We start from the raw sequence: 24,297 nt of genomic DNA on the forward strand, positions 1-24,297 counted from the left end.
CCTTAACCTACTGCTGCCAGCGATACGTCTTGCTTCAAGGCCTGGCCGCGCGATGCGCCCACGACCGCGTCGACGTCCAAGATGAGCGCCACGCGGCCATCCCCGAGGATGGTTGCGGCAGCGATGCCCGGAACGTGTGTATAATTCGCTTCGAGGCTCTTGATGACGACCTGGCGCTGGCCCTGGATGGCATCGACCATAAGGGCGCGCTGACCGCCGCCTTCGGATTCCACGAGGAGAGCGACGCCCTCCACCGGATTTGCCTGCGTTGCGCGGAAGTTCAGGATGCGACCGACGTCGACCAGCGGGCAGAAGCTGTTGCGGATCGAGATCAGGCGATGGTTTGCGCCGAAGGAGTGAATCGCGGCGGCTTCCGGTTGCAGGGTCTCGACGATTGCCGTCAACGGCACAACCAGCGTCTGACCGGCGACCGTGACGACCATGCCGTCGAGAACGGCAAGCGTCAGCGGCAGGCTCATCGTGAAGACTGAGCCCTGGCCCGGCTTCGAAGTGATGTTGATGCGTCCGCCGAGCGCCTGAATCGAGCGCTTGACGACGTCCATACCGACGCCGCGACCTGATATGTCGGAAATCTTGTCAGCCGTCGAGAAGCCCGGCAGGAAGATCAGGTTGTCGATTTCCTCATCCGTCAGGTTGGCATCGGCGGGGATCAGCTCGTTGGCGATGGCCTTCTGCTTGACCTTCTCACGATTGATGCCGGCGCCGTCGTCGGCGAGCTCGATCAGGATGCGGCCAGACCGGTGCTTTGCCGTCAGGCGGACGGTGCCCTCGACGTTCTTGCCGTTGGCCGCGCGCTTCTCCGGCGTCTCGATACCGTGGTCGACGGCGTTGCGGATCATGTGCGTCAGCGGCTCGGCGAGCTTGTCGATGACCGTCTTGTCGACTTCGGTGTTTTCGCCTTCAGTGATCAGGCGGATTGTCTTGCCCGTCATGTCGGCGATTTCGCGAACGATACGCGACATGCGCTGGAAGACCGGCTTCACCGGCTGGGCGCGGATCGCCATGACCGAGTCCTGGATCTCGCGGGTGAGCTGCTGCAGCTCTTCGAGGCCCATGTTGATCGACGACGTGCCCGTGGTGTCGTTCTCGATAACGCTCTGCGACAGCATCGCCTGGTTGATGACGAGCTCGCCAACGAGGTTGATGAGGCGATCGACGCGGTCGAGGTCAACACGGATCGTCTGGCCGGCGCTTGCGGCAGCGGCATTGTTCTGAGCAGCGGCAGCCGCACTTGCAGCGGCGGCGGCAGCGGATTCCTTCTTTTCGACACGAGCAGCGGCGGCAGCCATCTGCGTGACGTTGGAAGCGGTTTCGGCAGCAGCGACTGCGGCGGCCGCGTCAGACTTCGGCTGCTCAGCCGGGGCGTCTGCAGCCCCGTCGTCAAGGATTGACAGGTCGAAGGGAACCGGGATCATCGGCAGTTCTTCGGTGTCGGCTACGGCCGCCTTCGCCTCGGACGCGGTTATCTGCAGATCGCAATCCCACTCGGCGAATTCGAACACGGTGCGGATCGCGTCTTCGCCCTTGTCGGTCTTGAGTGTGATGTTCCAGTAGAAATAGGCCGCTTCCGGGTCGAGCTCATCGAGGCCGGGCAGTACGTCCATGTTGCAGTAGACGCTCATCTCACCGAGACGGGAGAGATCGCGCAGCAGCAGGGTGGCGTCGTTGCCCTTGGAATAAAGGTCCGAGCGCGGCTTGAAGGTAATCTCGTAGGACGGGAGGTCGGACGCTGTGTCCTCTTCGCCGCCGAAATCATCGAAGGAGAAGGGAATCGGCTGGAAGCCGCTGTCGTCAGTCGGCTTGGGCGCCGGAGCGGCGGCAACCGGCGCCGGCTTCGCGACGGGTGCTTCGACTGAAGCGGTCGGAGCGGGCAGCTCGCCATTGGCGAGCGCTTCCAGCTCCTTGACCAGACCGCGGCTGCGGCTTTCATCGACGCTGCCGCCATCGCGGGCGGCATTGGTCAGGTCGGCCAGCACGTCTGCCGACTTCAGCATGACCTTCAGGACATCCTGTGTCGGCTCAAGCTTGTTGGAACGAACGCAATCAAGTGTGGTCTCGAAGACATGCGCGAAAGCGACGAGATCATCCAGACCAAAGGCGCCAGCGCCGCCCTTGATCGAATGGACGGCACGGAACACCGCGTTGACGGTTTCCGGATCGCGATCGCCATCATTCATTTTCAGAAGACCGGATTCCAGTTCGGCGAGCTGCTCCTCGCACTCCTGGAAAAAGATCTCTTTGATTTCGTTCATATCCATAGGAGAAAATCCTGGGTTTAAGCGGTTACACGCTCAATGGCATCGATCAGCTTGGCAGGGTCGAACGGCTTGACGATCCAGCCGGTGGCACCAGCCTGACGCGCGCGGTTCTTCTTTTCCGCATCGCTTTCGGTCGTCAGGACCAGGATCGGGATCGCGCGATACTTGTCGTTGCGGCGAACACCTTCGATGAAGCCGAAACCGTCAAGACGCGGCATGTTGATGTCGGTGACGATGACATCAGGGTTGGATTCTTCCAGAACCTCGAGACCTTCGACGCCGTCTTCTGCCTGGATCGTCTCGAAACCCGCATTGTTGAGGGTTACGAGAAGCATGTTCCTGATGGTCCGTGAATCATCCACGGTAAGCACTTTTTTCTTCATTGCCGGATCTCCTTGGCGAGCAGATGGTGGATATCGACACCGATCAGCTGCATGGTTTTCTGAAATGCGTCCGAAACCTTGCTGAATGTGAAGGCGAGCTTGTCCTGGTCCCAGGTCTTGGCCGCGGCCATGAGGACCTGCGCACCCAGCGCGCCGACGCGTTCGACTGCGGAGGCGTCGATGGTCAGATCATTGCCGCGCAACGACAGGAACTTGTCGCGAAGCGCCGTCGCTTCGTTCAGATCAAGCACCGCCGAGAGATTCAGCGTCTTCCCAGTTTTTCTTGCCGCCATCAGCCCTTCCTTGTCCTCTGGTTCCCGCTCAAAGAATGCGAGCGGCGCTCATATACCCGTGCGTTAGTAAACAATCCGCCCTCCGACCGATGCGACCGACGGCGGAAATCCGAAGTCCTCGTCTTCCGCCGCGACATCGGCAGGCCGCCTGATCTCGACTGCCGGAGACAACAGTGGCGCCGGGCGCGCGGGCTCTGCGTTCTTGCGGGCAATACGAAACTCGCGGATCGTCTGGCCAAGCTCGACGATTACGGTATGGAGGTAATCTGCTCCTTCCGCGGAACGAGCTGCGGACGCTGCGTTTTCGTGGATCTGGACGCCGAGGCCCTTCACGTCAGCTGTGACGACATCAAGGTTTGCAGCGTGCTCGCTTGCCTGATTTGCCACGGTGGCAATCGCCGTGTTGATCTCACTGACCTGGCGAACGATGTTGCCAATCGAATCTTGAGTGCGTCCGACCATCTGAACGCCGGCATCCACCTGCGACTTGGTTGTGCTCACCAGCGTCTTGATCTCGCGCGCGGCGTCGGCGGAGCGCTGCGCCAAGGCGCGAACTTCCTGTGCCACGACAGCAAAACCGCGTCCGGAATCGCCCGCGCGGGCGGCTTCGATCCCCGCATTGAGCGCCAGTAGGTTGGTCTGGAAGGCGATCTCGTCGATCGCCCCGATGATCTGGCCAATTCTCTCGGCGGACTGTTCGATATCCGCCATGGCCGCAATCGCGCGTCCGACCACCTGGCCGCTCTCTTCGGCCGCAGTGCGGGTCGAAGCCGCGGCCTGCTCGGCAGCGCGGCTACCCGCGGCACCGTGGCGAACGCTTTCGGAGAGATCGGCAAGCGCGGCAGCGGAGGAGAGAAGCTGCTGGGCATGGGCGGATGAGTTTCCGGCAAGTTGCTTCGAGGCATCGCCAAGTGTCTGCACCGACGTCCCGGCCGCAACGGTCTTTTCCGCAATCATCTGAAATTCGGACTGGACGGCATCGAGCGCGCCGTTCAGCGCCTGCGCGATATCCCGATGGGCGCCGTCGTCCTCGACGGTTGCTCGAACCGTGAGATCGCGGGCGGCGAGGCCATTGATCACGTCGGCGAAAACGCGAACGACGTCGGCCCGGTCATTGTTGCGCTGATCGGCCAGTGCACGTTGCTGGGACGCCCGCAAAGCGTTGAAACGCAGGGATACGGCGATCTCGACATCCACCATGACCAAGCGGATGATCGCGGTCATCAGATCGGAGATTTCCTTGGCGCGACGGCGGCTGCTCGGCAGGAAGGAACGGCCGGCCAGCTCCGTCGCAAGACCGCCAATGACGTGCTCGAGAACAATGCCGTGGCCGGCGACATGCCAGCGCGGGTCGAGACCCATCTTGCTTTCGGAATCGGAGAGAACCTTCACGCGTTCGGCATAGAGACTGTCGAAACGCGCATCGGTCAAAACGTCCCAATGCGATGTCTGCAGGTCGTGAAGCCGCTCTACCTGGCGTTCGCTTTCAAAATTGCGCGCGGCATCCGGGAAGGACTGAAACCGCTGGAAGAGATCGCGCAGGCCGGCGGTGAAATGTTGCTGAAGGTCGATGCGGTGGCGCCGAACCAGATCGCACTGTTCGGCGTCGAGACCGGCAAAGCGCAGCCGCTCACGCAAGCTGCCTGCCTGCGTTCCTCGAGCCTGATCTGATGGCATTTCCTGCCCCAACGCCTGTCCCCAACCACGTGCCGGGCGTCTGCCCGTCAGTAAATTCTTGCTCCGAACGGCAGAGATGATGCTGCTCAGTGGCCTGCCTCCGGCGGCCGCCGGCGGACTGAAGCCTCCCGATCAGTAAATTCTGCTTCGGAGTTGCTTGAAAGTGATGGATTCCGGATCGACCCGGTACGGCGGTGCGGCGTCATGCCTGGTGGGAACGAGTGAGTTTTTCCCATTCCGACGTGTATGCAATGTTTATGGTTAATTCCTTGCCTGAAGGTTAATGCGGATTTTATGAATGTCGACTTTCCAGCGAACCCTAATAACCATCTACGAATTACTGGCCTTGCGTTGCAGCGCTGCTACAAGTCCGACGCAAGCTTTGTGTTATACGCCCGGAAATAACCGTGACATGACGTCAGAAGGATTGGGCAATGATTGTTCTCGGATTGGGGTCGTGCGTTCTTTCGATCGCTGTTCTCGCAGCCGTCGCGCTGCTTGACTATATCGAAGCGACCCGCAGCCAGGTTGCCCTGCGCGTCCTTTAAATTTCCGCAAGCAGATTGCAACGAGTCGTCAAATGCGCGCCACGTCGCCGCGTTAATCCTTGGCGTTACTACAGCGTTTGAGTTCAGCGGAAACTGCGTACATGTCTGCGAGACTTGGCCTCTTCATCATCCTCGGCATAACGCTCTGGCGGGTTGTCACCCTTCACTTCGACAGCACCGATCTGTTCGTCGATGAGGCACAATACTGGTTCTGGTCGCAGAATCTCGACTTTGGCTATTACTCGAAGCCACCGATGATCGCCTGGGTCATTCGAGCGATGACCGAGCTCGCGGGATCGACGTCGATCTATTGGATCAGGCTGAGCGGGCCGCTGATCCACATGGCGACCGCGATCATCCTGATGAAGACGGCCAAGCGCCTAGTCGGCCCCAAGGTCGAAGGCTGGACCGGCGCCACATTCATCACCCTGCCGGGAGTTGCGCTGTCGTCGGTGTTCTTCTCGACCGATGTCGTGCTTCTTTTTTTCCTGACGGTCGCGCTTTGGGCCTATTTCGGCCTGACCGAGAAGCGCTCCGTGGGCCTCGCCCTTTTGATGGGGTTTGCATTCGGCTGTGCCTTTCTTTCGAAATACGCGATCCTCTTCGTCGTTCCCGGCGGGTTGGTCGCGCTGATACTGCTTCCGAGCGCGCGCATCGCATGGCGCGATTTCTGCATATCCGTGGTGGTTGCGCTCGCTGTTGCCGCGCCGAACCTCTGGTGGAACCTCGCACATGACGCCACGACCGTCCGGCACACAACCAGCATCGCGCATTGGAGCAAGCTCGGCATCGACTTCGCCGGCGGTCTTGGGTTCTTCGGGGCGCAATTCGGCGTGGTGGGACCGATCGTTTTCTTCGCCTTGCTTTGGGCCGTCGCGCGAGGCCTCAGAGGGAAGGTTGATGGCCGGGAAGCGCTGCTGATCTGGCTCTCCATCCCGGTTGTAGTGCTGATCACCCTGCAGGCGCTGGTCGCCAAGGCCTATGCCAATTGGGGCGTGACGGCGTACATCGCAGGCACGATCCTTGCGGTGTGGCTGCTGGAGCGCCTCTGGCCGAAGGGCTTGCGCCTGTCCCTTGCGATCAACGGTACGGCAAGCCTGCTTTTTCCGTTGGCTGCGGTCTTTGCCCATCAGCTGGTACTGCCTGATGGGAACGAGATCATGAAGCGCTATCTGGGTCGCAGCGAAATCAGTCGCGAGGCTGGCGAGTTGGCACGGCAGTCGGCCACTTCCATCATTGTCAGCGACAGCCGCGATTTGCTGGCGGACATGTTCCACACCCTGCGAAACGACAACGTTCGCATCTATGCGAAGCCACCGGTCGGCGCACCCGACAACTATTATGAACAGACCTTTGCGCTGCCGGGCAATATCGCAGACAGCGTCCTCTACGTGACCACACATCCGGTGGAATGCGCGCAGGCGCCCGAACTCATCCGGAGCTGGCAGCCGGCACAAGGCTACTATCGTGGCAAAACGATCTTCGCCTACAGGGTTTCGCCGACCTGCCTTGCAGCCGACTGAACATCACGCGAGCCTAGGCGGGACACAGCGCGCGACGTCGAAGACGTTGAATGAACACGAAGCACACCGTCATCGTCGGGGAACCGGAAATCTCAATGGGCATGGTTGACCGACCGGCCCAAGTGCATCATGACAGTGTGCCCTATGAAGACGAGACCGAGACTGTTACAATCACAGCCGAGGAAACGCCTTCCCGCAAAGAAAAAATGAGAGACTTTTGCGCCGTTGAGCCGGTACGAGGTTAGAAATCCAGACGACTGTCAGATGAGGCTCGATGCGCGCCGCATGAGCGGTCGCGTTGCGATTTCTCTGGCCGTTGCCATTTTTGCCTATCTCGGCCTGCTGTTTGGCGGCAACCTGGTTATCGGCGCCGCGCGCGGTCCGAACGCGATTTCCTCGCCGAGCAAGGACAGTCAGCCTCTGCAGGTAAGTGCGCGCGATACTGTCCGCGGGATTCTGACGACCGACCGCAAGGTCGCACCGAAGTACGCTCTTTATGATTCAGGCGGCGCTACAATCGTCGACATACTGAGTGTCGAACTGCCTTCCGGCAGCGACCAACCGGATCTGGCATCACTCCATGCCGCGTTTCGCGCGACGGATGCCAAGGCTTACGACTCACACGGCCCGCCATCGGCCGCGGCATGACTGTGCGCCAGTGTGGCGCTTTCCATTGCTTTTAAGACACGCCGCCTGTGTGGGGAGCACAGGCTCAGGCGTTATCAAGGATAGACAACAACATGCGTAATTCACCATGGCTGGTGTTCACCTATTCGGTGATCATTTTCCTCGGCATTCTCATCGCCTTGCCGAACGCCCTGCCGCAATCCACTCTCGATCGTCTGCCTTCATGGTTGCCGCACAATCGGGTTTCGCTTGGTCTCGACCTTCGCGGCGGTTCGCACCTCGTTCTCGAAGTCGATGAAGCGGACCTGACTCGCGAGCGCCTGCAATCGCTCCTTCAGGATGCCCGTCGGGTACTTCGTGAAAAGAACATCCAGACGAAGTCGGTCGTTCGCAATCAGAGCCAGATTGTCGTTACTCTGACGGATACCGCACAGACAGACGAGGCCGTCACCCAGCTGAAGACCCTCGGCAATGCCATCGCCACCGGCCTCAGCGCCGGCCAGTCCGATCTCTCGGTGACGACCAACGGCGGCAACATCATTGTCGCCTTCTCGCCGGCCGGTATCGCAGCCAATGTCGATTCCGCGGTTCAGCAGAGCCTTGAAGTCATTCGCCAGCGTGTCGACCAGGTTGGCGTTGCCGAACCGACGATCCAGCGCATCGGCGGAAACCGCGTGCTCGTGCAGCTTCCCGGCGCACAGGATCCGTCCCGCCTTCGCCAGCTTCTCGGCTCGACGGCGAAGATGTCCTTCCACATGCTCGCCCCGAACAACCAGCCCGGACCGGGCGTGACGATGCTGAAGGACGAGGAGGGCAACAGCTATCCGGTTCTCGACCGCGTCGAGATCTCGGGCGACCGCCTTTCCGATGCCCGTGTCAGCTTCGATCCCAATACGCGTGAACCTGTCGTCAGCTTCCGCTTTGACAGTGCCGGCGCAACCCGCTTCGCCGAAATCACCCGCCAGAACGTCGGCAATCCATTCGCCATTGTCCTCGACGACAAGGTTCTGAGCGCACCTGTCATCCGTGAACCGATCACCGGCGGCTCCGGCCAGATTTCCGGCAACTTCTCGGCCGACAGCGCAACGACGCTTGCCGCGATGCTGCGCGCCGGCGCACTGCCTGCGAAGCTTACAGTGATCGAAGAGCGTACTGTCGGTGCCGACCTCGGCGCGGACGCTATCCGTATGGGTATCTATTCCGGTATCGTCGGCTTTGCACTCGTCGCGGCCTTCATCTTCATCCTGTATGGCACCTGGGGCTTCCTCGCGAACTTCGCGCTCCTCATCCATACGATCCTGACCTTCTCGGCGCTGACGCTTGTCGGCGCAACGCTGACGCTGCCGGGTATCGCCGGTGTCGTCCTCGGCATCGGCCTTGCGGTTGACGCGAACGTTCTCATCAACGAGCGCATCCGTGAAGAAACGCGCAAGGGCAAGAGTGCCTTCGCCGCAATCGACACCGGCTTCCGCCGCGCCTATTCGACGATCATCGACGGTAACATGACGGCGCTGATCGCAGCGGCGATCCTGTTCTGGTTCGGCACCGGCCCGGTTCGCGGCTTCGCCGTGACCATGGCGCTTGGCCTGATCATCTCGATGTTCACGTCGGTTGCCTTCGTTCGCGTCACGATGATCGAGATCACGCGTCGTCGCAAGCTGAAGGTCCTGAACATCAAACCGCTGATCCCGATGATGTTCAACCCTTACGGCCGCCACATCCAGTTCATGAAGGCTCGATTCTTCGGCGTGACGGTCTCCGCACTTCTGTCGATCGCTTCGGTCGTTCTCTTCATTCATCCGGGCCTCAACTACGGTGTCGACTTCCGTGGTGGTATCCAGATGTCGGTGAAAACAGCGGAGGCCAGTGATCTTGGCCGCTTCCGCGAAGGCTTGAACAGCCTTGGCCTCGGCGAAGTCTCGCTGCAATCCTACGGTGACAACAACACCATGGCTGTGCGCGCACAGCGCCAGGACGGCGGTGAGGAAGCGCAGACAGCGGCTGTCGAGAAGCTGAAGGCGGAGATCATCAAGATCGACCCGTCGGCAACCGTGACCGGCACCGACGTCATCGGTCCCAAGGTCAGTGGTGAACTCGCCTGGGCCGGCATCCTGTCGGTCGTCATCGCGAGCTTGGCGATGCTGTTCTACATCTGGTACCGCTTCGAGTGGCCATTCGCCGTGGGCGCCATCGTCACCCTCATCCTCGACGTGACCAAGGCGATCGGCTTCTTCGCGCTGACCGGCCTCGACTTCAACCTTACCGCCATCGCCGCCATCCTGACCCTGGTCGGCTATTCGGTGAACGATAAGGTCGTGGTCTACGACCGCATGCGTGAAAACATGCGGCTCTACAAGTCGATGCCGCTGCGCGAGCTCATCGACCGTTCGATCAACGAGACACTGGCGCGAAGCCTCTACACCAACGCAACCGCCTTCCTCGCCCTGCTGCCGATGGCAATCTGGGGCGGCAGCGCGGTTGAAAGCTTCGCTGTTCCGATGGTCTTCGGCATCCTCGTTGCCGGCGCTTCGTCGGTCTTCATCGCAGCGCCGATCCTGCTGTTCCTCGGCGACTGGCGCCGTCGCCATGGCAAGGCCATGACGACGACAGAGACCGAAGCCGAGATCATCCCTCCGCAGGAGAGCCAGCCGCGCAAGACGGCCGGCTGAGCACAAAGCTGATGTAAAACAAAGGGGGCGCCGGTTGCAGAACCGGCGCCCCCTTTCTATTTTCGCGGAAGTGGCGGGGGAATGTGCAGCATGTCGTCAGAGCAATCGGTCGCATCAACAGAAAACGAAGAGCGCATCCGGCGCTTCCTGGCGATTGCCTCACACGATCTTCAGTCGCCGCTGCGGCACATAGCGATGTATGCGGAAATCCTGCTCGACGATCTGGCCGGCAAGCTCGACGGCGACCAATTGAATAGTCTGCAAACAATCCTCGACAAGGCTCAGGCAGCACAGCGGCTCACCAAGGCGTTGATGGGTTTTGCCGGCGGCACGCCGCAGGTGACCGCAACAAACATCGATCTGGACAGCCTCGTCAACGAGATCTGGGCGGACCTGACGAGCGAGGTCACCGCGTCGGGTGCGACCTTGCGGCACGGCAACTTGCCGGCGATCACATCGGACGCCGCGATCGTAAGGGTCGCGCTCATGAACGTGATTGCGAATGCGCTGATACATCGCGGCTCCTCCCCTCCGATCGTCGCGATCGAGGCGGACGAGGATGCCGCGGGCGTGACGATCCGCGTGTCGGACAATGGTCCCGGCATCGACCCCGCCCATCAGGGAAAAGTCTTCGACGCCTTTTGGAAGCTCCCGCCGGATGGCCGACCGGTGGGTCCGGGGCTTGGCCTCACGGCTGCGCGCGAGATGCTGCTTCCGCTCGGCGGCAGTATTCGCCTCGAACATTCTGACAAAGACGGTAGCAGGTTTGCGATCAGCCTGCCCTCACCCGGAGCGTAGCGTCACCTGTTATAGTCGTCCTTCCAGACGTCAGGAACGTTGTATGTGACATACTCGCGGATGATATATTGCAGGGTTTCGGCGTCGATCTCTTCCTTGCCGATCCGGAAATCCACGCCGTAGTCCGGAAACTGCTGGAAGTAGCCGTCGGAGATATCCATGGAGACAACGCCGATAGGGCCGGTATAGCCGTTGCCGCGCAGCTTCGGCACCGTTTCGCGGAAATCGGCGTTCGGCAGCAAGCGATTGTCGAGCAGGATCAGATCGAATTTGCCGGCGCCGAGCTTTTCCAGTGCAGCATCAACCGACTGTGCATATTCGAGCGCAACCGGCGGCTCGGTCAGTTTCGCCGTCTTCTTCTGCAGCGATCGAAACTCGATGAACTCGTCATCGACGAAGAGGACCTTGACGGCATCGTGGACCGCATCGGCTGCCATTTCCTTCTCTCCCGTCACGAAACCAGCCCCATCCTGAGCGCGATCGCAACCATGTGGACCCGGTTGGCAGCGTCGAGCTTCCTGACGGCGGCCGCAATGTGGGAATTGACGGTGTGTTCCGACAGGCCAAGGATGATCGCAATGTCGGCCGAGGTCTTGCCCTCGCTCGTCCACTTCACGACTTCGGTTTCGCGCTGCGTGAGACGTCCTGACATCTCATGCGCCAGTATCTCCTCGTAGAACTTGTCGAATATCCGCATCGTGTCGAGCAGAACTTCCGCGACCTCGCCCTGATCAGGTTCAGACCGCTTTCCGCTGAAGGCAACGCAATAACGTCGGCCCTCGGGCGTGAACAACGGCACAAGCAGGAAGGTACTGCCGTCGAACTCGTTGAGGACCAGATCACGCGGATAGTCCTGAGGCAGGCTTCCGCTTCCGGTCAATGGTGTTGCGAGAAATTGCGAGGCCTTCGTCTTGAGGAGTCCAAGCGCCTGGCGCATCCCATAGAGGAACAGGGTCACGCGCCTTTCGGCGACATTGGTGATAATGATCTCGCGTGCGCTGAAAGGCGGCGTGGCTTCCGAAACACGCGCCAGGGCGAAGCATTCAAAGCGATAGTGCTGCGCGGCAGCCTTCAGCAGCCGAAAGAAATCGGTGCGATTGATCGCCCGACCGAGCTCCGGCCCGAGGTGGAAAGGAATTGCGGCGGCATTTCTCATTGCACGTCCCGGTGCCTCGCAAGTTTGGCGCCCTATCCCAAGATCTGAGGATACACCTCATAGATCGGCACAGTTATTAGCACCAGCAAGACTATTGCAGGACGAAATTGAAACAAGACCTCAATCTGCACGATGGAGGGCTTGAACCATTTCCTCCCGGGTCTTCTATCTTTCCGCATCCAACACCCCTTGTGTGCGGAGGGCGGTGCCCATAGCGGCATTGGAGGGAGCCGGCCAGCCTTTCAGTCAAGGGGTTGACTGTGTTTGTGGCGGCAAACTTAAGGCTGATCGGCTCTCTCACCGTTTTCTTCCGGCATCACACAAGCTGCGCCAGTACGGCCGAAAGATCGATCGGCTTCTCGATGTAGAAATCCGCACCCGCGGCCAGCGCACGGCGTCGGTCCTCGTCCGCATCTGAGCCTGTGCAAACACCCAGCCTTATCGTCGAAAACCGCGGATCGGCACGCAGGCCCGTAATCAGGGCGAGACCGCTATCGAGCGGCATATAGAGGTCCGCGATCAGGACATCCGGCAGTTCTTCACCCTTGGCATGCAACATTTCGAGCGCCTCCAAGACCTGCTCCGCTCTCTCGAAGCAACGCAGCGTAACCTCGATTTTCTGCTTCTTACGCACATAGTCGGCGTAGAAGAGGTCATCCCCATTGTCATCAACGTAGAATATTGCCGGCATGCGCGCCCCGTCGAACCATAAGGCAGCCACTATGCCCCAGGATGTGATGGCAGAAAAATCGAAATCCGGGCTTGCAGGAAACGGCCCCGATTTCCACCGAACCATATTGAAAATTTTCAATTTCCAGAACTAGATGAGCCCGCAAAACGGGAGAGAACGCGTGCGAGAGCCGATCCAGGCTGGGAGTGCCCATAACCACATCCGCGCACGACGCTATCGGATCGTCGTGATCGCGATCGGCGCTCTCCTCGTTGCGCTCGGCCTCGTCGTGATAGCGGCCTGGATGATGCGGGTCGAGGCAGTGCTCTCCGTGCTGCCCGGCTTCTCGGCCATGGCCCTCAACACGGCCCTTTGCTTTGCGTGCTCCGGCCTCGGCCTCATCGCATCCGTTCAAGCCCGTCCGGGCAGCCACATGCTGGCCTTCCTGCTTTTCAGCCTTGCCGCGGCGATGAGCGGGCTGCGGCTGATCGAAATCATTTTCGTGGGCAATCACGCCCAGATCGTCGAACACTTCCTCGCCGCCGCGATCGTCGAGCCGGCCTTCGCCGCCAGGATTGACCGCGGCATGGCGCCGAATACCGCCGTCATCTTCCTGGTGGCCAATCTTTCGCTGGCCTTTGCGCTTGCCAGTCGCGTGGAACGAACGCAGTTGGTCCAGGAACTGGTCGGCTACGTCGTCATAGGGCTCGGCATGGCGGCGCTTGCCGGCTATGCAACGCAAGCCGAGCAAGGATACCAGTGGGGGGGCAATGTCGGCATGGCCCTACATACGGCCGCCGGACTGGTGCTACTCGGCTCCGCGATGCTTGCGCGTTCCTGGTGGGTGAAACCGGAAAGCCGCGGGCACATGCCCATCTGGCTGCCCGCGCTCATCTGCCTTACCGGACTCTTTGTCGATCTCTACACGCCTCTCGGCGTGGCAAACGGCATTCTCTATGTACCGCTGGTGCTGGCATCGCTGTGGTTCGGCAACAAGAACGCACCCTTCTCTTTCGCGTTCGCCTGTTCCGTGCTTGTGTCGCTGGGGTTCTTTGCCGTCGACCGAGACGGTCCCGGCTATTGGTACGAAGCCACCAACCGGAGCATTACGATAGCGACCCTCTGGCTCGTTGCCTTGCTGGTCTATTACTTCCTTCGCAAGAGCATCAGTCTCAACGCGGAGCGGATTCGCTTCGACAGCGTTACCCGAAATACGCCGAACGCTATTATTGCCACCGATGAGAAGGGAACCATCTCGCTGTTCAATCCAGCAGCGGAGGCGATGTTTGGCTACAGCGCAAAGGAAGTGATTGGACAGAACGTACGACTGCTGATGCCGGAACCTTATCATTCCGAGCACGACAACTATGTGGAACGCTACCTGCGAACCGGTCAGAAGCACATTCTCGGCATCACCCGGTCGGTTTCCGGCCGGCGCAAGAACGGCGACGTGTTTCCCCTCGATCTCTCCGTCAGCAAGCTAGCATCGGATACTCCGACCACCTTCGTCGGAATCCTCCGCGACATCACCGATCGGGTCCAGCACGAAGAGCAGCTCAAGACCATGTTCCGGCAGCTGCAGGCCTACACAGCGGACCTCGAGCGCAGCAACGCCGACCTCGATGAATTCGCCTACATCGCCTCGCACGACCTCAAGGAACCGTTGCGCGGCCTGCACAATCACTCGCGCTTTCTTCTCGAAGACTATGAAAAGCAGCTGGACGAAGACGGTGTGCGGCGTCTCAATCGTCTCGTTCTGCTCAGCCAGCGGATGGAGAAGCTGGTCAACGACCTCCTCTACTTCTCGCGCATCGGCCGCCAGCAGCTGGCGATCAAGCGCAGTGACGTGAACGCTATCGTCAAGGATGTCGTTTCGACGATGGAACTTTATCTCGACGAGCGTCATGCCAAGGTTGAGATCGAAGGCTCTCTGCCCGAGATCGTCTGCGATGGCCTGCGGTTGACGGAAGTTTACCGGAACCTGATCACCAATGCCGTCAAATACAACGACAAGCCGGAGCCGCTGGTGACGATCGGGCATCTCGAACGCTTTACCGGCAAGGATGGAACCTCGGCGCGAGAGGTCTTCTTCGTGAGGGATAATGGCAAGGGCATTCCGGTCGAATTCCACGAAGACATTTTCCGTATTTTCAAACGGCTGGAAAAGCCTAAGGATTCCGATGACGGAACCGGCGCCGGGCTGACCTTCGTGCGCAAGATCATCGCCCGGCACGAAGGCGATATCTGGCTGGAGTCGGAGGTCGGCCGGGGCACGACCTTCTACTTCACTTTGGGTCACAAGCGAGAGGACCAGCATGCCGCAGCGTGAGACACAGCCGATCCTCATCGTCGAGGACAGCGAGGACGATTTCGAAGCGACGCTGCGGGCCTTCCAGCGCGCCAAGCTGAAGAACCCGGTCCGCTGGGCGGCGTCGGGCTATGAGGCATTGGAAGCGCTGGCGGCGATGACGCCAAGGCCAGGTCTGATCCTTCTGGATCTGAACATGCCGGGCCTCGACGGGCGCAAGACGCTCGAGGCGATCAAGTCGAATTCGGAGTGGCGCAAGATCCCTGTGGTGATCCTGACGACATCCGATGACGAACGTGACATCGAGGGATGCTATGCACTCGGCGCCAACACCTATGTGCAGAAGCCGGTGGATCTCGACGGGCTGTTCGGCGCCATACAGAGGCTGAAGGAATACTGGTTCGAGATCGCGATCCTGCCGGCGGATGGGGAAGGCCGTGGTTGACGACTGCGCCATACTCATCGTCGACGATAACGCCGACGACCGCGAGTTCTACCGACGCATGCTCTCGCGCGTGGCGGAGGCAAGCTACGGTGTCCGCGAGGCGGAGAATGGTGACGAAGCGCTTGTCCTCAGCGCCGAGAAACGGCCGGATTGCATCCTGCTCGACTATTCCCTGCCCGGCCGAGACGGGATTGGCGTGCTGGAGGAAATCCTCAGGCAAGATCCGACCGCCAATGTCGTGATGCTGACCGGCCAGGGAAGCGAGACCATCGCCGTCGAGGTCATGAAAGCCGGCGCCCGCGACTATCTCACCAAGGACGCGCTTTCACCGCAAACGCTCCATTGGTGCATCCAGAATGCCATCATGCATGGCGACCTCGAAGCCAAACTGGAGCAGAAGCGGCAGTCGCTCGAAATCTTCACGCGCGCCATGGCGCACGATCTGAAAGAGCCCCTGCGCACGATCAAATCGTTCAGCAAGATCCTGCAGGTCTCCCCGACACTATCGGATGAGGATCGCGAGCTGCTGGATTATGTGCTCGGCGCCGCCGACCACATGGAAGACCTCATCGTCAAGGTTTCGGGCTTCACGAAGCTCGAGGTGTCGGGCGAGTTGGACCTGAAACCCGTGGCTCTTTCCTCGGCCATGGAACGGGTCGTGAGCAATCTTCGCGAACAGATCGCCACTTCGGGAGCCTCGATCTCCTCCACCGGGTTGCCTGAAGTGATGGGCGATCAGACATTGCTCGTGCAGCTGCTGCAGAATCTCGTCTCAAATGCGATTCGCTACTCTACCGACCGCCCCGAGGTTCGCATATCCGCGACCAGCGACGGCTCCCTATGCCGCCTCGTGGTGGAGGATAACGGTCCCGGCATCGATCCGGAACACCGCGAGGTCATTTTCCAGCCGTTCAAGCGTCTGGTGGGCCGTGGCATCGAGGGAACGGGGCTTGGACTTGCCATCTGCCGACGGATCGCGCAGCTGCATGGCGGCTCGATCCGCTGTGAGGGCAACGAGCCGAGAGGCTCTACCTTTGTAGTCGAGCTGCCGCTTACCCCGCCTGCTGCACTGGTTTCCACAAATTCAGCGAACGGCGGCCAGGACACGAAAACGGCTCCACCGTCCGCAAGCTCCTCCAGGCTGGCCGAAGTTCTCCTGGTCGAGGATAGTCCGGCTGACGTCCAGCTCCTCAAGATAAAGCTGATGCAGCGCGCCAAGGTGAATTTCAATCTTCATGTCGCCGCCAACGGACGCGAGGCGATGCGGCTGCTGCACGAACGCTCCGCCACGGACGGAGTGCCGGCCGTCGACCTGATGCTCCTCGACATCAACATGCCGATCATGGACGGTTTCGAGGTTCTTGACGCGCTGTCCGCGGACACGCAGCTGAAAAGCATTCCCGTCTGCATCCTCAGCACCTCCAGCGACGAAGATGACATGCAACGCGCCAGGAACCTTGGCGCGAGCGCCTACATGATCAAGCCGCCGACGCTCCAGCAATTCCGGGAAGTGCTGGACGGATTGGACAGTTTGGATCTGCAATCGAGTGGAGATAGCCTGGTTCTTTATGCGGAACATAACAGGCGCGCTCCAATTATAACCGCATGACGTTTATAATCGCACTGATTCTGGCGCTTACGACGCCTTCACAGCCATCCGGACTGCACACAATGGTATCTGGCATACATCACGTCACCCTCATCACCCGAAAGGTACAGGCGAACGTGGATTTCTACGCGGGGTTTCTCGGCATGCGGCTGGTCAAGCAGACCGCCGGCTTCGAGGACGCTACGCAACTTCACCTGTTTTACGGCGACGCTGCCGGCAGCCCCGGCTCATTGGTCACCTTCCTTGTGTGGGAGGACGGTTCTCCGGGACGCGTCGGTCATGGCCAGATCGGCGAACTGTCGCTGGCGATCGATCCAGCCAGCATCGGCTACTGGCTGACGCGCTGCATGAGTTTCGGACTTCGCTCGGAAGGCCCGGCCGATGAGTTCGGCGAACCGGTTTTGAGATTGAAGGATCCGGACAACATCATCGTCAAGCTTGCAGGCACCCGCGATCTCGTCTCGCCGGCGGCTTGGGATGGCGCCGGCGTGCCGATCGAGCATGCGGTTCAGCGCGTCCGCGGCGTTACCATGCTGACGGAGAAGCCGGCGGAGAGCCGGGACTTCGTCGAGCGCCATTTCGGCTATAGGTTCCAGACCAATCGCGGCAACATCGACCGGCTCGTGTCGGAGTCGGGAGATATTGTCGACATCAGGAACGCTCTGGGCTTCTGGTCCGGTGCGCCGGGCACCGGGACGGCCGATCACGTCGCCTTCCGTGCTACCAGCGAAGAGCAACTCCACAAGGTGCATGATGCACTGAAGGAGAGCGGCGCGTCGGCAACGAACCTGCACGATCGGAAGTATTTCGAGTCGCTCTATGCCCGCGAACCGGGTGGCACGCTGATCGAACTGGCGACCGACAAGCCCGGCATGACCGTTGACGAGCCACAGGCGACGCTTGGCACCAAGCTCTTCGTGCCCAAGGATCCGATCACCGATCTCAAGGATCTAAAGGTCGTGCTTCCACAGTTCTCCATGCCCGGTGAGCCCCGAATCAACTATCGCGACCTGCCGTTCGTGCACCGTTTCTATACCCCGCCCGACCCTGACGGTAACGTCTTCGTCCTGTTGCACGGCTCCGGCGGAAACGAGACGACGATGATGCCGCTCTTGCACCAGGTTGCCCCTCGCGCCACGCTGCTTGGCGTGCGAGGACGAGCGACCGAGGAAGGCATTCCCCGCTGGTACAAGCGAATCACGCCGTTCTCCTTCGACCAGGACGACATCAGGAACGAGGCCGAGGCCTTTGCCGCCTTCATCGAGGGTGCGGTTAAGTCATACGGGCTGGACCCGAAGAAGATCGTCTATGTCGGCTACTCCAACGGCGCAAATCTGCTCAATTCGCTGCTCTACCTGCATCCGAATCTCGTGCACAGAGCGGTCCTGCTGCGCTCGATGCCGGTGCTGAAGACATTCCCCGAAGCTGATCTCAAGGGCACGGACCTGCTTGTGATCAGCGGCAAGACGGACGCCTACGGACGATATGCGAGCGAGCTTGAGACGCGTTTGAAACAGTCGGGCGCGGCCGTTGATTCGGATATCATTGCCGGCGGGCATGATCTCGGCGACGCGGACGTTCCGATTATCCAGAAGTGGCTATCGCAGAAAAAGCGCTAAGCGTCACTCAACTCCAAGACAGTACCTTTCCGAGCCTCTGCATGTCGCGTCAATCTCCATGCGGCATGCACGATGAAGTGGAATAACCTTTTGTCGCAACCGTCGTGATCTGCGTCACCGCCCTCGAAACCTTGCAGCTTCACTCCTCGTTTCTAGACGTAAAACAACCTCAACTGCCCCTTACTTCGGATTGACTTTGCTTCGCGACGCAATGCATGTTTCGTACACTTGCAGCCAAATAAAATCCGAAATATGAAGTTTAACTTCTTCACGTTAATCGATATTAAAACATAAAACTATGTGCCGTTAGTTTATCTGTCCAATATGTGAATATCTTTTATATTAGATTTTCTGAAGATCAGGATATTTATTACTGTTTATATTTCGCATTGAATTTACTATTAACTTTTGGCAAGAAATTACCACATTCGTCTGCGAACTCCTCCGACTGTTCTATTTTGCTGCAGCGCAAAAATGCTCCTTGCCGAAGCGGGATCTCAGCCCTATCCTCGCTTTGACATCGATCGCAGAAGGGGAAATTGAATGCCTCCTCGGCCCGTGGACATCAGCCTGATTATCTCATCGAGAAATCGGGCCTATGGACTGACGAACTGCCTGGATGCCGTCTCTAATGCCGCCCGCCAGGCGGATTATCTGAGACTGGAGCTAGTCTTTGTGGACAATGGGTCCACGGACGAGACATCCGAGGTCGTGCGCCAGTGGGCGTCGACCGCTCCGATCAAGACCAACCTGATCTATGAGGCGAAGCCCGGCCTTGCAGTCGCCCGCAATACGGGACTGAACGCGGCGAGAGGCCGCATTCTCGCCTTCACCGACGACGACTGCGAAATCTTCCCGGATTATTTCAGCACGCTTGCCGCGCTGTTCAGCTCGGACACGGAGATGGTGATGCGCGGCGGCCGGATCGAGCTTGGCGACGCACGGGATCTGCCTGTGACGATCAAGCCGGAGATGGAACCGGCCACCCTCACCAGTGAGCTGCACGCCGGTGGCTTCATTCATGGCGCCAACATGGCCTTTCCCTATGCGCTCGTAGAAAAGATCGGCCTTTTCGACACCCGCTTCGGAGCCGGATCGCCATTCCGTTCCGGTGAAGACACCGATTATGTGCACCGCGCGTTCAATGCCGGCGTGCATGTCGAATATCTGCCGGATTTTGCCGTCAAGCACTTCCACGGTCGACGCGAACTCGCCGATATCAAGCGCTTGCAGACCGGCTACGCCTTCGGCAACGGAGCGCTGTACGCCAAATATCTCTTCGATCGCCGTTCGAACATGCGCGGCATGCTTCGCTGGGAAATCCGCCAGGCAGTCATGGAAGCCATGGGTCGCCGCAAGCTCAACGAAGATCTTGGCCTGACATACCGGAGCCAGCTTCGCGACAACTTCACCGGCATGCTCGCCTATTGGCGGGCTCCGAAGGCAAAGCAACCCGCCTGAGGCAGCCGCCCCGCCGCCGATAGTATCAACGCGAGCCATCGCGAGCCGAATTCGATTGGATAATGTATGCCCGATACGGCAGTTGCCCATGCCGAACTGAAGAAGAAGACCGCGCTTTCCGTCCTATGGTCGGTCGTCCGCGTTGCGTGGAGTACGATCGCAACCTTCGTGATCTTCGTCATCCTTGCGCGCATTCTCGGGCCTGGCGACTTCGGCACCTTCGCGCTTGCAAGCCTGTTCGTGGAAATCGGCCGTGTGCTTGCCTATGCGGGCCTCGGCGATGCCGTCACGCGCCAGCTCGATCTCGACGAAGAGTTGGCCGATACAGCTTTCTGGGCCACCATCGCTTTCAGCGCCATTGTCGCCTCCCTGGTATTTTTCTTTGCGCCCTACTACGGCGACCTGGTTCGCGATCCATCGGTATCGGGCATTCTTCGTTGGCTGGCGCCGCTGCTTCCGATTTCTTCGCTGGCGGTCATTCACAACGCCCGGCTTGCGCGTGAATTCGGCCACAAGAGCCTCGCCGGACAAGCAATCGCCGCGAGCCTGCTCTCCGGCATCACGGCTGTCGTCTGCGCTTTTCTCGGCTGGGGCGTCTGGGCGCTCGTTGCACAAACGGCGGTCAACGCTGCCGTGACCGTGCTCCTCGGTTGGTTCTACTATCCGTGGATGCCGAAGTTCCGGTTCAACGTCACGATGTTCCGCTCCGTCTTTCTCTTCAGCATCAGCCTCGTCGTGACCCAGTTGATGTGGATGCTGCTTGCCCGCGTGCAGGATATCTTCATTTCGCGCTGGTTCGGTCCGGTCGAGGTCGGCCGTTATCGCATCGCCTGGCGGCTGATCGAATTGATCGGACAGGCCGTGCTTGCGCCGATCGGCAGCGTCTCGCTGGTCACGCTCTCGCGCCTGCAGAACGATCACACCGCCTTCCGCAATGCTTACAACAAGATTGTGGGCGCCGCCGCGCTTGGAACCATCCCGTTGCTGCTCGGCTTCGGCGCTCTGTCCAACGACATGATCGCCCTGCTCTTCGGCGACAAGTGGGGCAATGCCGGCGACATCGCCACCGTGCTCGTGCTGATGGCGGTTCCCTTCGTCATGAACTTCTTTGCCTCGTCGGCGCTGTCAGCCGTCAACCGGGCTGAATCGATCCTTTCAGTCGCAGCCCTCCAGTTGGTAACGACGCTAATCCTCACTTGGCTACTCGTCCCTTACGGCGTCGTCGCTGTCGCGGCCGGCTATACGCTGCGCGCCTGGCTGACGATGCCCTATCAGCAGTATGTCCTGGCGCGATATGCCCATATCGACGCAAAGAGCACGCTGAAGGCCGTCGGCCTGCCCTTCTGCGGCGCGGTCCTCATGGCCGTCTGCGTCTGGTTCGCACATCCCGTCATCGTGGCACATGTCCAAAGCCGCTGGCTGGCGCTTGGCCTCAGCATCGGCCTTGGCGGCGCGATTTACCTTGCTTTCCTGCCGATCTTCGGCCGCTCGGTCATCCGTCCTTACATTGCGCTCGCCATGTCCCTCAACCCATTCCGCAAGCGGGCCGAAGCCTGACAGCTTGCATGGACCACTTGTCCGTAAACAAGGAGCATTTCATGGAATCCAATATTACGATCATCAACCGCCTTCAGGGCGTGATCGCCAATTGCCTTTCCGATCTCTTTGATCCATCCGAGCGCTTCGCTCTCCTCGATTTTCCCAATCACTACAATATCGGCGACAGCGCGATCTGGCTCGGCGAGCTCGCCTATTTCGACAAGAAGCGCACGCGTCCATCCTATGTGACCGAGATCCCGACCTACGACGAGGGCCGGATGCTCGGCGCGATCGGCAATGGCCGTATCTTCCTGCACGGCGGCGGCAATTTCGGTGACATCTGGGCCGGCTACCGGCAGTTCCGCGAAGGCCTGCTCGACAAGCACAAGGGCCGCCCGATCGTGCAGATGCCGCAGACTATCCACTTCAAGGAACAGGCAAACGTCGAGAGCACCGCACGCGCGATCGAGCGCCACGGCCAGTTCACGCTGCTCGTGCGTGACCAGCGAAGCCTGGAGTTCGCCCAGCGCTGGTTCCAGTGCGAAACCCGCCTTTGCCCCGATATGGCGTTCTGCATCGGCCCGGTCGCCCGACCGGCGCCGCAGCACGAACTGTTGCTCAATCTGCGTGAAGACCAGGAAGTCGGCGCAGCACAGGACCTGACGGCCGCGACGTTGCGGCCCGGCACGGTGAAATCGGATTGGCCTGATGAGCCGGAGGACTTCCAGCGCCAGACGAAGCGCGCCGCCATCCTAAAGGGCCTGCTAACGGGGCGCATCGGCGGTCGCGCGCGGATGACGGAACTTGCCTACCGTGAACGGGCACAGCAGCGCTTCGATCGCGGCGTCGCTCTCTTGAGCTCGGGGCGCCAGGTGATCACCGACCGTATGCACGGCCATATCATGTGCGTGCTGCTCGGCGCCGATCATTGTGTTCTCGACAACAGCTACGGCAAGACAAGCAGCTTCATCGAAGCGTGGGGAACCTGCAACAGCGACAAGGCCGAGCTTGCGGCAACGGTAGATGAGGCGCTTGCCATCCTCGACGCTCGCAGGGTCGCGACGGCGGCTGCCGCCTGACTTAACCCTGAAGGGGGCTCCCCCTCAGCCTCGCCGGGCGACCAGGATCCCGGCGAGCACCACCACGCCGCCGATCGCCTGCATCGGGCCGATCGGTTCGCTGAGCAAGATCCAGGCGAGGAGCGCCGCCACGACAGGCTGCAGCAGCAGCGTCAGCGACGAAAATGCCGCCGGCAGATAGGCAAGCGCGTAGGCGATGGCAACCTGTCCGCCTGCATGACTGACAAAGGCAAGGCCGAAAACGATCGCCCAGCCATAGGCCGTTGCCGGCAGCATGTGGCCTTCGTAGAATAAACCGAGCGGGAAGATGCAAACCGCTGCCGACGCCGTGCTCCAGAGCATGATCCGGATCGTATCGAAGCGGCTGCGCAGCTTGCCGATCGCCAGGATGTAACCGGCATAGAACACGGCCGCGATGACGGCCACGCCGTCGCCGCTGAGATCGCCATTGCCGAGCGCCGCCGGGCCGCCCTTCAGGATGACCACGCCGGCGATGGCCAGCGCCAGGCCGAGAACGAAGACGCGGGTGACCACGGCGCCGAAAAACAGAAGCCCGATGATCGTGACAAAGACAGGGGCGAGATTGGCAAGCAGCGTTGCATTGGCCACCGATGTCATGGTGATAGAGAGATGCCAGGCGGCAAGGTCTATGGCGAGGAGGACGCCGGGCAGGATCAGCAAGGCGTAGTCCGAGAACCTTTGCGGCTTTGGACCAACATCCCTGCCCTTGGCAAGCGAGAAGGCGAAGATCGGTATCAGCGCAAGAGCCACCCGCCAGAAGGCGGTGGCCATGGGCCCCACTTCCGACAGACGAACGAAGATCGGTGAGCCGCCGATAGCCGCACCGCCGAGGATCAGGGCGGCAAGGGCAAATCGGCTTGAGGCGGGCGTTTCGACGACAGTGGAAGCGGTCTGCGACATGTTTCTCGATGCTTTCTGACCGCCTCAGGACTGGCGGCGCGAGCACCGGACCTACCAGAAGCGACGCTGGAGGGATAGCCGGGAAGCGACAAGACCAGGCAAAAGCGCCGGACTATAGTCCGCTGGTAATTCCAACCGATCAACCAGAGATGACGGTCGAAAATTCCGGTGTGCCGCGGATGGTGTTGCTGACCGTGCAGATCTCTTCCGCCGAATGCGCGATCTTCAGGCGCGTTTCCTCATCAAGGTCGCCCTTGATCGAAAAGACAATGTTGAACGTCTCGACCCGCGACGGACCCTCGCCTGCCTTCTTACCCGTGACGTCGGCAGTGATCTCGGTGATCCGATCGAGAACGCCCATCTGGCTTGCGGCGATACGCGCACTGAGGACGAGGCAAGCGGACAACGACGCATAGAGGAGATCGAGCGGATTGAAGCCCGGCTGCGAGGCACCGGTGACGATATCGAGCTCACCCTTGGTGGCCGAGGTGACGTGGGGGAAACCGGTGCGGCCTAGAACAGCGGTTGCGCCAACGGGACGGGGACGAGCCTTGAGATCGGCCATGGAAAAATCCTTTGGTGATAATTGTCTATCCTAGATAGTCATTTCGACGACCCTCGGCAACGCGCATCGGACCCCATCGCGACGCAGGAGCGCGGTGCAGCAGATGATTCGGGCGCGAGGCGTTTTGC

20 protein-coding genes and 1 pseudogene are annotated in these 24,297 nt (G+C 60.3%); 12 read left to right on the forward strand and 9 right to left on the reverse strand.

Annotated features, from left to right (window positions below; all coding sequences use genetic code 11):
- Positions 1-2: 2 nt before the first annotated feature.
- From JNB88_RS00145 to JNB88_RS00160, 4 genes are all read right to left on the reverse strand, one after another.
- A complete protein-coding gene (locus JNB88_RS00145; RefSeq protein ID WP_220353799.1) occupies positions 3-2,279 on the reverse strand; it encodes a chemotaxis protein CheA in 2,277 nt (758 codons plus the stop codon).
- A gap of 17 nt (positions 2,280-2,296) precedes the next feature.
- Positions 2,297-2,662, reverse strand: a complete 366-nt coding sequence (cheY1, locus tag JNB88_RS00150; RefSeq protein WP_007530053.1) for a chemotaxis response regulator CheY1 — start codon at positions 2,660-2,662, stop codon at positions 2,297-2,299.
- Entirely contained in the window at positions 2,659-2,955 is a 297-nt protein-coding gene (locus JNB88_RS00155; RefSeq protein ID WP_037139103.1) for an STAS domain-containing protein, read from the reverse strand. Before JNB88_RS00155 ends, cheY1 begins: the two co-directional genes overlap by 4 nt.
- Before the next feature lie 63 nt (positions 2,956-3,018).
- Positions 3,019-4,632 carry a globin-coupled sensor protein gene (locus JNB88_RS00160; protein ID WP_220353800.1) on the reverse strand — a complete coding sequence of 538 codons (1,614 nt, stop codon included), beginning with the start codon at positions 4,630-4,632 and terminating at the stop codon, positions 3,019-3,021.
- 649 nt (positions 4,633-5,281) lie between these two features.
- Between JNB88_RS00160 and JNB88_RS00165 the strand changes: the two genes are divergently transcribed.
- The 5 genes and pseudogenes from JNB88_RS00165 to JNB88_RS00185 all read left to right on the forward strand — a co-directional run bounded on the left by JNB88_RS00165 (position 5,282) and on the right by JNB88_RS00185 (position 10,797).
- Entirely contained in the window at positions 5,282-6,703 is a 1,422-nt protein-coding gene (locus JNB88_RS00165; protein WP_220353801.1) for an ArnT family glycosyltransferase, read from the forward strand.
- 65 nt (positions 6,704-6,768) lie between these two features.
- Positions 6,769-6,948 (forward strand): annotated as a pseudogene (locus JNB88_RS00170) (hypothetical protein); the annotation flags it as partial.
- Between the two features lie 19 nt (positions 6,949-6,967).
- Positions 6,968-7,351: a hypothetical protein gene (locus JNB88_RS00175; protein WP_220353802.1), complete on the forward strand. Its 384-nt coding sequence runs from the start codon at positions 6,968-6,970 to the stop codon at positions 7,349-7,351.
- 92 nt (positions 7,352-7,443) lie between these two features.
- Positions 7,444-9,999, forward strand: coding sequence for a protein translocase subunit SecD (secD, locus tag JNB88_RS00180; RefSeq protein WP_037139091.1), 2,556 nt, complete (start codon positions 7,444-7,446; stop codon positions 9,997-9,999).
- Positions 10,000-10,080: 81 nt separating this feature from the next.
- The gene (locus JNB88_RS00185) at positions 10,081-10,797 is read left to right on the forward strand and encodes a sensor histidine kinase (protein WP_420832154.1); all 717 of its coding nucleotides are present in this window, start codon (positions 10,081-10,083) and stop codon (positions 10,795-10,797) included.
- Positions 10,798-10,799: 2 nt separating this feature from the next.
- Here the strand turns inward: JNB88_RS00185 and JNB88_RS00190 are convergent, their stop codons facing one another.
- The 3 genes from JNB88_RS00190 to JNB88_RS00200 all read right to left on the reverse strand — a co-directional run bounded on the left by JNB88_RS00190 (position 10,800) and on the right by JNB88_RS00200 (position 12,644).
- On the reverse strand, positions 10,800-11,234 hold the full coding sequence (locus tag JNB88_RS00190) for a response regulator (protein ID WP_220353804.1): 435 nt from the start codon (positions 11,232-11,234) through the stop codon (positions 10,800-10,802).
- Positions 11,235-11,248: 14 nt separating this feature from the next.
- Entirely contained in the window at positions 11,249-11,953 is a 705-nt protein-coding gene (locus tag JNB88_RS00195) for a response regulator transcription factor (protein WP_037139086.1), read from the reverse strand.
- A 316-nt stretch (positions 11,954-12,269) separates the two neighbouring features.
- Complete coding sequence (locus tag JNB88_RS00200; RefSeq protein WP_220353805.1) at positions 12,270-12,644, reverse strand: response regulator; 375 nt, start codon at positions 12,642-12,644, stop codon at positions 12,270-12,272.
- A gap of 133 nt (positions 12,645-12,777) precedes the next feature.
- Between JNB88_RS00200 and JNB88_RS00205 the strand changes: the two genes are divergently transcribed.
- From JNB88_RS00205 to JNB88_RS00235, 7 genes are all read left to right on the forward strand, one after another.
- A complete protein-coding gene (locus JNB88_RS00205) occupies positions 12,778-14,952 on the forward strand; it encodes a sensor histidine kinase (RefSeq protein WP_220353806.1) in 2,175 nt (724 codons plus the stop codon).
- A complete protein-coding gene (locus tag JNB88_RS00210) occupies positions 14,939-15,376 on the forward strand; it encodes a response regulator (RefSeq protein WP_220353807.1) in 438 nt (145 codons plus the stop codon). Before JNB88_RS00205 ends, JNB88_RS00210 begins: the two co-directional genes overlap by 14 nt.
- On the forward strand, positions 15,369-16,985 hold the full coding sequence (locus JNB88_RS00215; protein WP_220353808.1) for a response regulator: 1,617 nt from the start codon (positions 15,369-15,371) through the stop codon (positions 16,983-16,985). Before JNB88_RS00210 ends, JNB88_RS00215 begins: the two co-directional genes overlap by 8 nt.
- A gap of 62 nt (positions 16,986-17,047) precedes the next feature.
- Positions 17,048-18,604: a VOC family protein gene (locus tag JNB88_RS00220; RefSeq protein ID WP_420832155.1), complete on the forward strand. Its 1,557-nt coding sequence runs from the start codon at positions 17,048-17,050 to the stop codon at positions 18,602-18,604.
- Between the two features lie 543 nt (positions 18,605-19,147).
- On the forward strand, positions 19,148-20,065 hold the full coding sequence (locus tag JNB88_RS00225) for a glycosyltransferase family 2 protein (RefSeq protein ID WP_220353810.1): 918 nt from the start codon (positions 19,148-19,150) through the stop codon (positions 20,063-20,065).
- 66 nt (positions 20,066-20,131) lie between these two features.
- Positions 20,132-21,622, forward strand: a complete 1,491-nt coding sequence (locus JNB88_RS00230) for a lipopolysaccharide biosynthesis protein (protein WP_037139074.1) — start codon at positions 20,132-20,134, stop codon at positions 21,620-21,622.
- A 41-nt stretch (positions 21,623-21,663) separates the two neighbouring features.
- A complete protein-coding gene (locus JNB88_RS00235) occupies positions 21,664-22,683 on the forward strand; it encodes a polysaccharide pyruvyl transferase family protein (RefSeq protein ID WP_220353811.1) in 1,020 nt (339 codons plus the stop codon).
- A 24-nt stretch (positions 22,684-22,707) separates the two neighbouring features.
- Here the strand turns inward: JNB88_RS00235 and JNB88_RS00240 are convergent, their stop codons facing one another.
- Positions 22,708-23,604 (reverse strand): DMT family transporter, encoded by an 897-nt coding sequence (locus JNB88_RS00240; protein WP_220353812.1) that lies wholly within the window; start codon positions 23,602-23,604, stop codon positions 22,708-22,710.
- A gap of 139 nt (positions 23,605-23,743) precedes the next feature.
- Positions 23,744-24,169 carry an OsmC family protein gene (locus tag JNB88_RS00245; protein WP_220353813.1) on the reverse strand — a complete coding sequence of 142 codons (426 nt, stop codon included), beginning with the start codon at positions 24,167-24,169 and terminating at the stop codon, positions 23,744-23,746.
- Between the last annotated feature and the right edge of the window lie 128 nt (positions 24,170-24,297).

The organism is Rhizobium cauense, assembly GCF_019511525.1.
GTDB lineage: Bacteria > Pseudomonadota > Alphaproteobacteria > Rhizobiales > Rhizobiaceae > Rhizobium > Rhizobium cauense.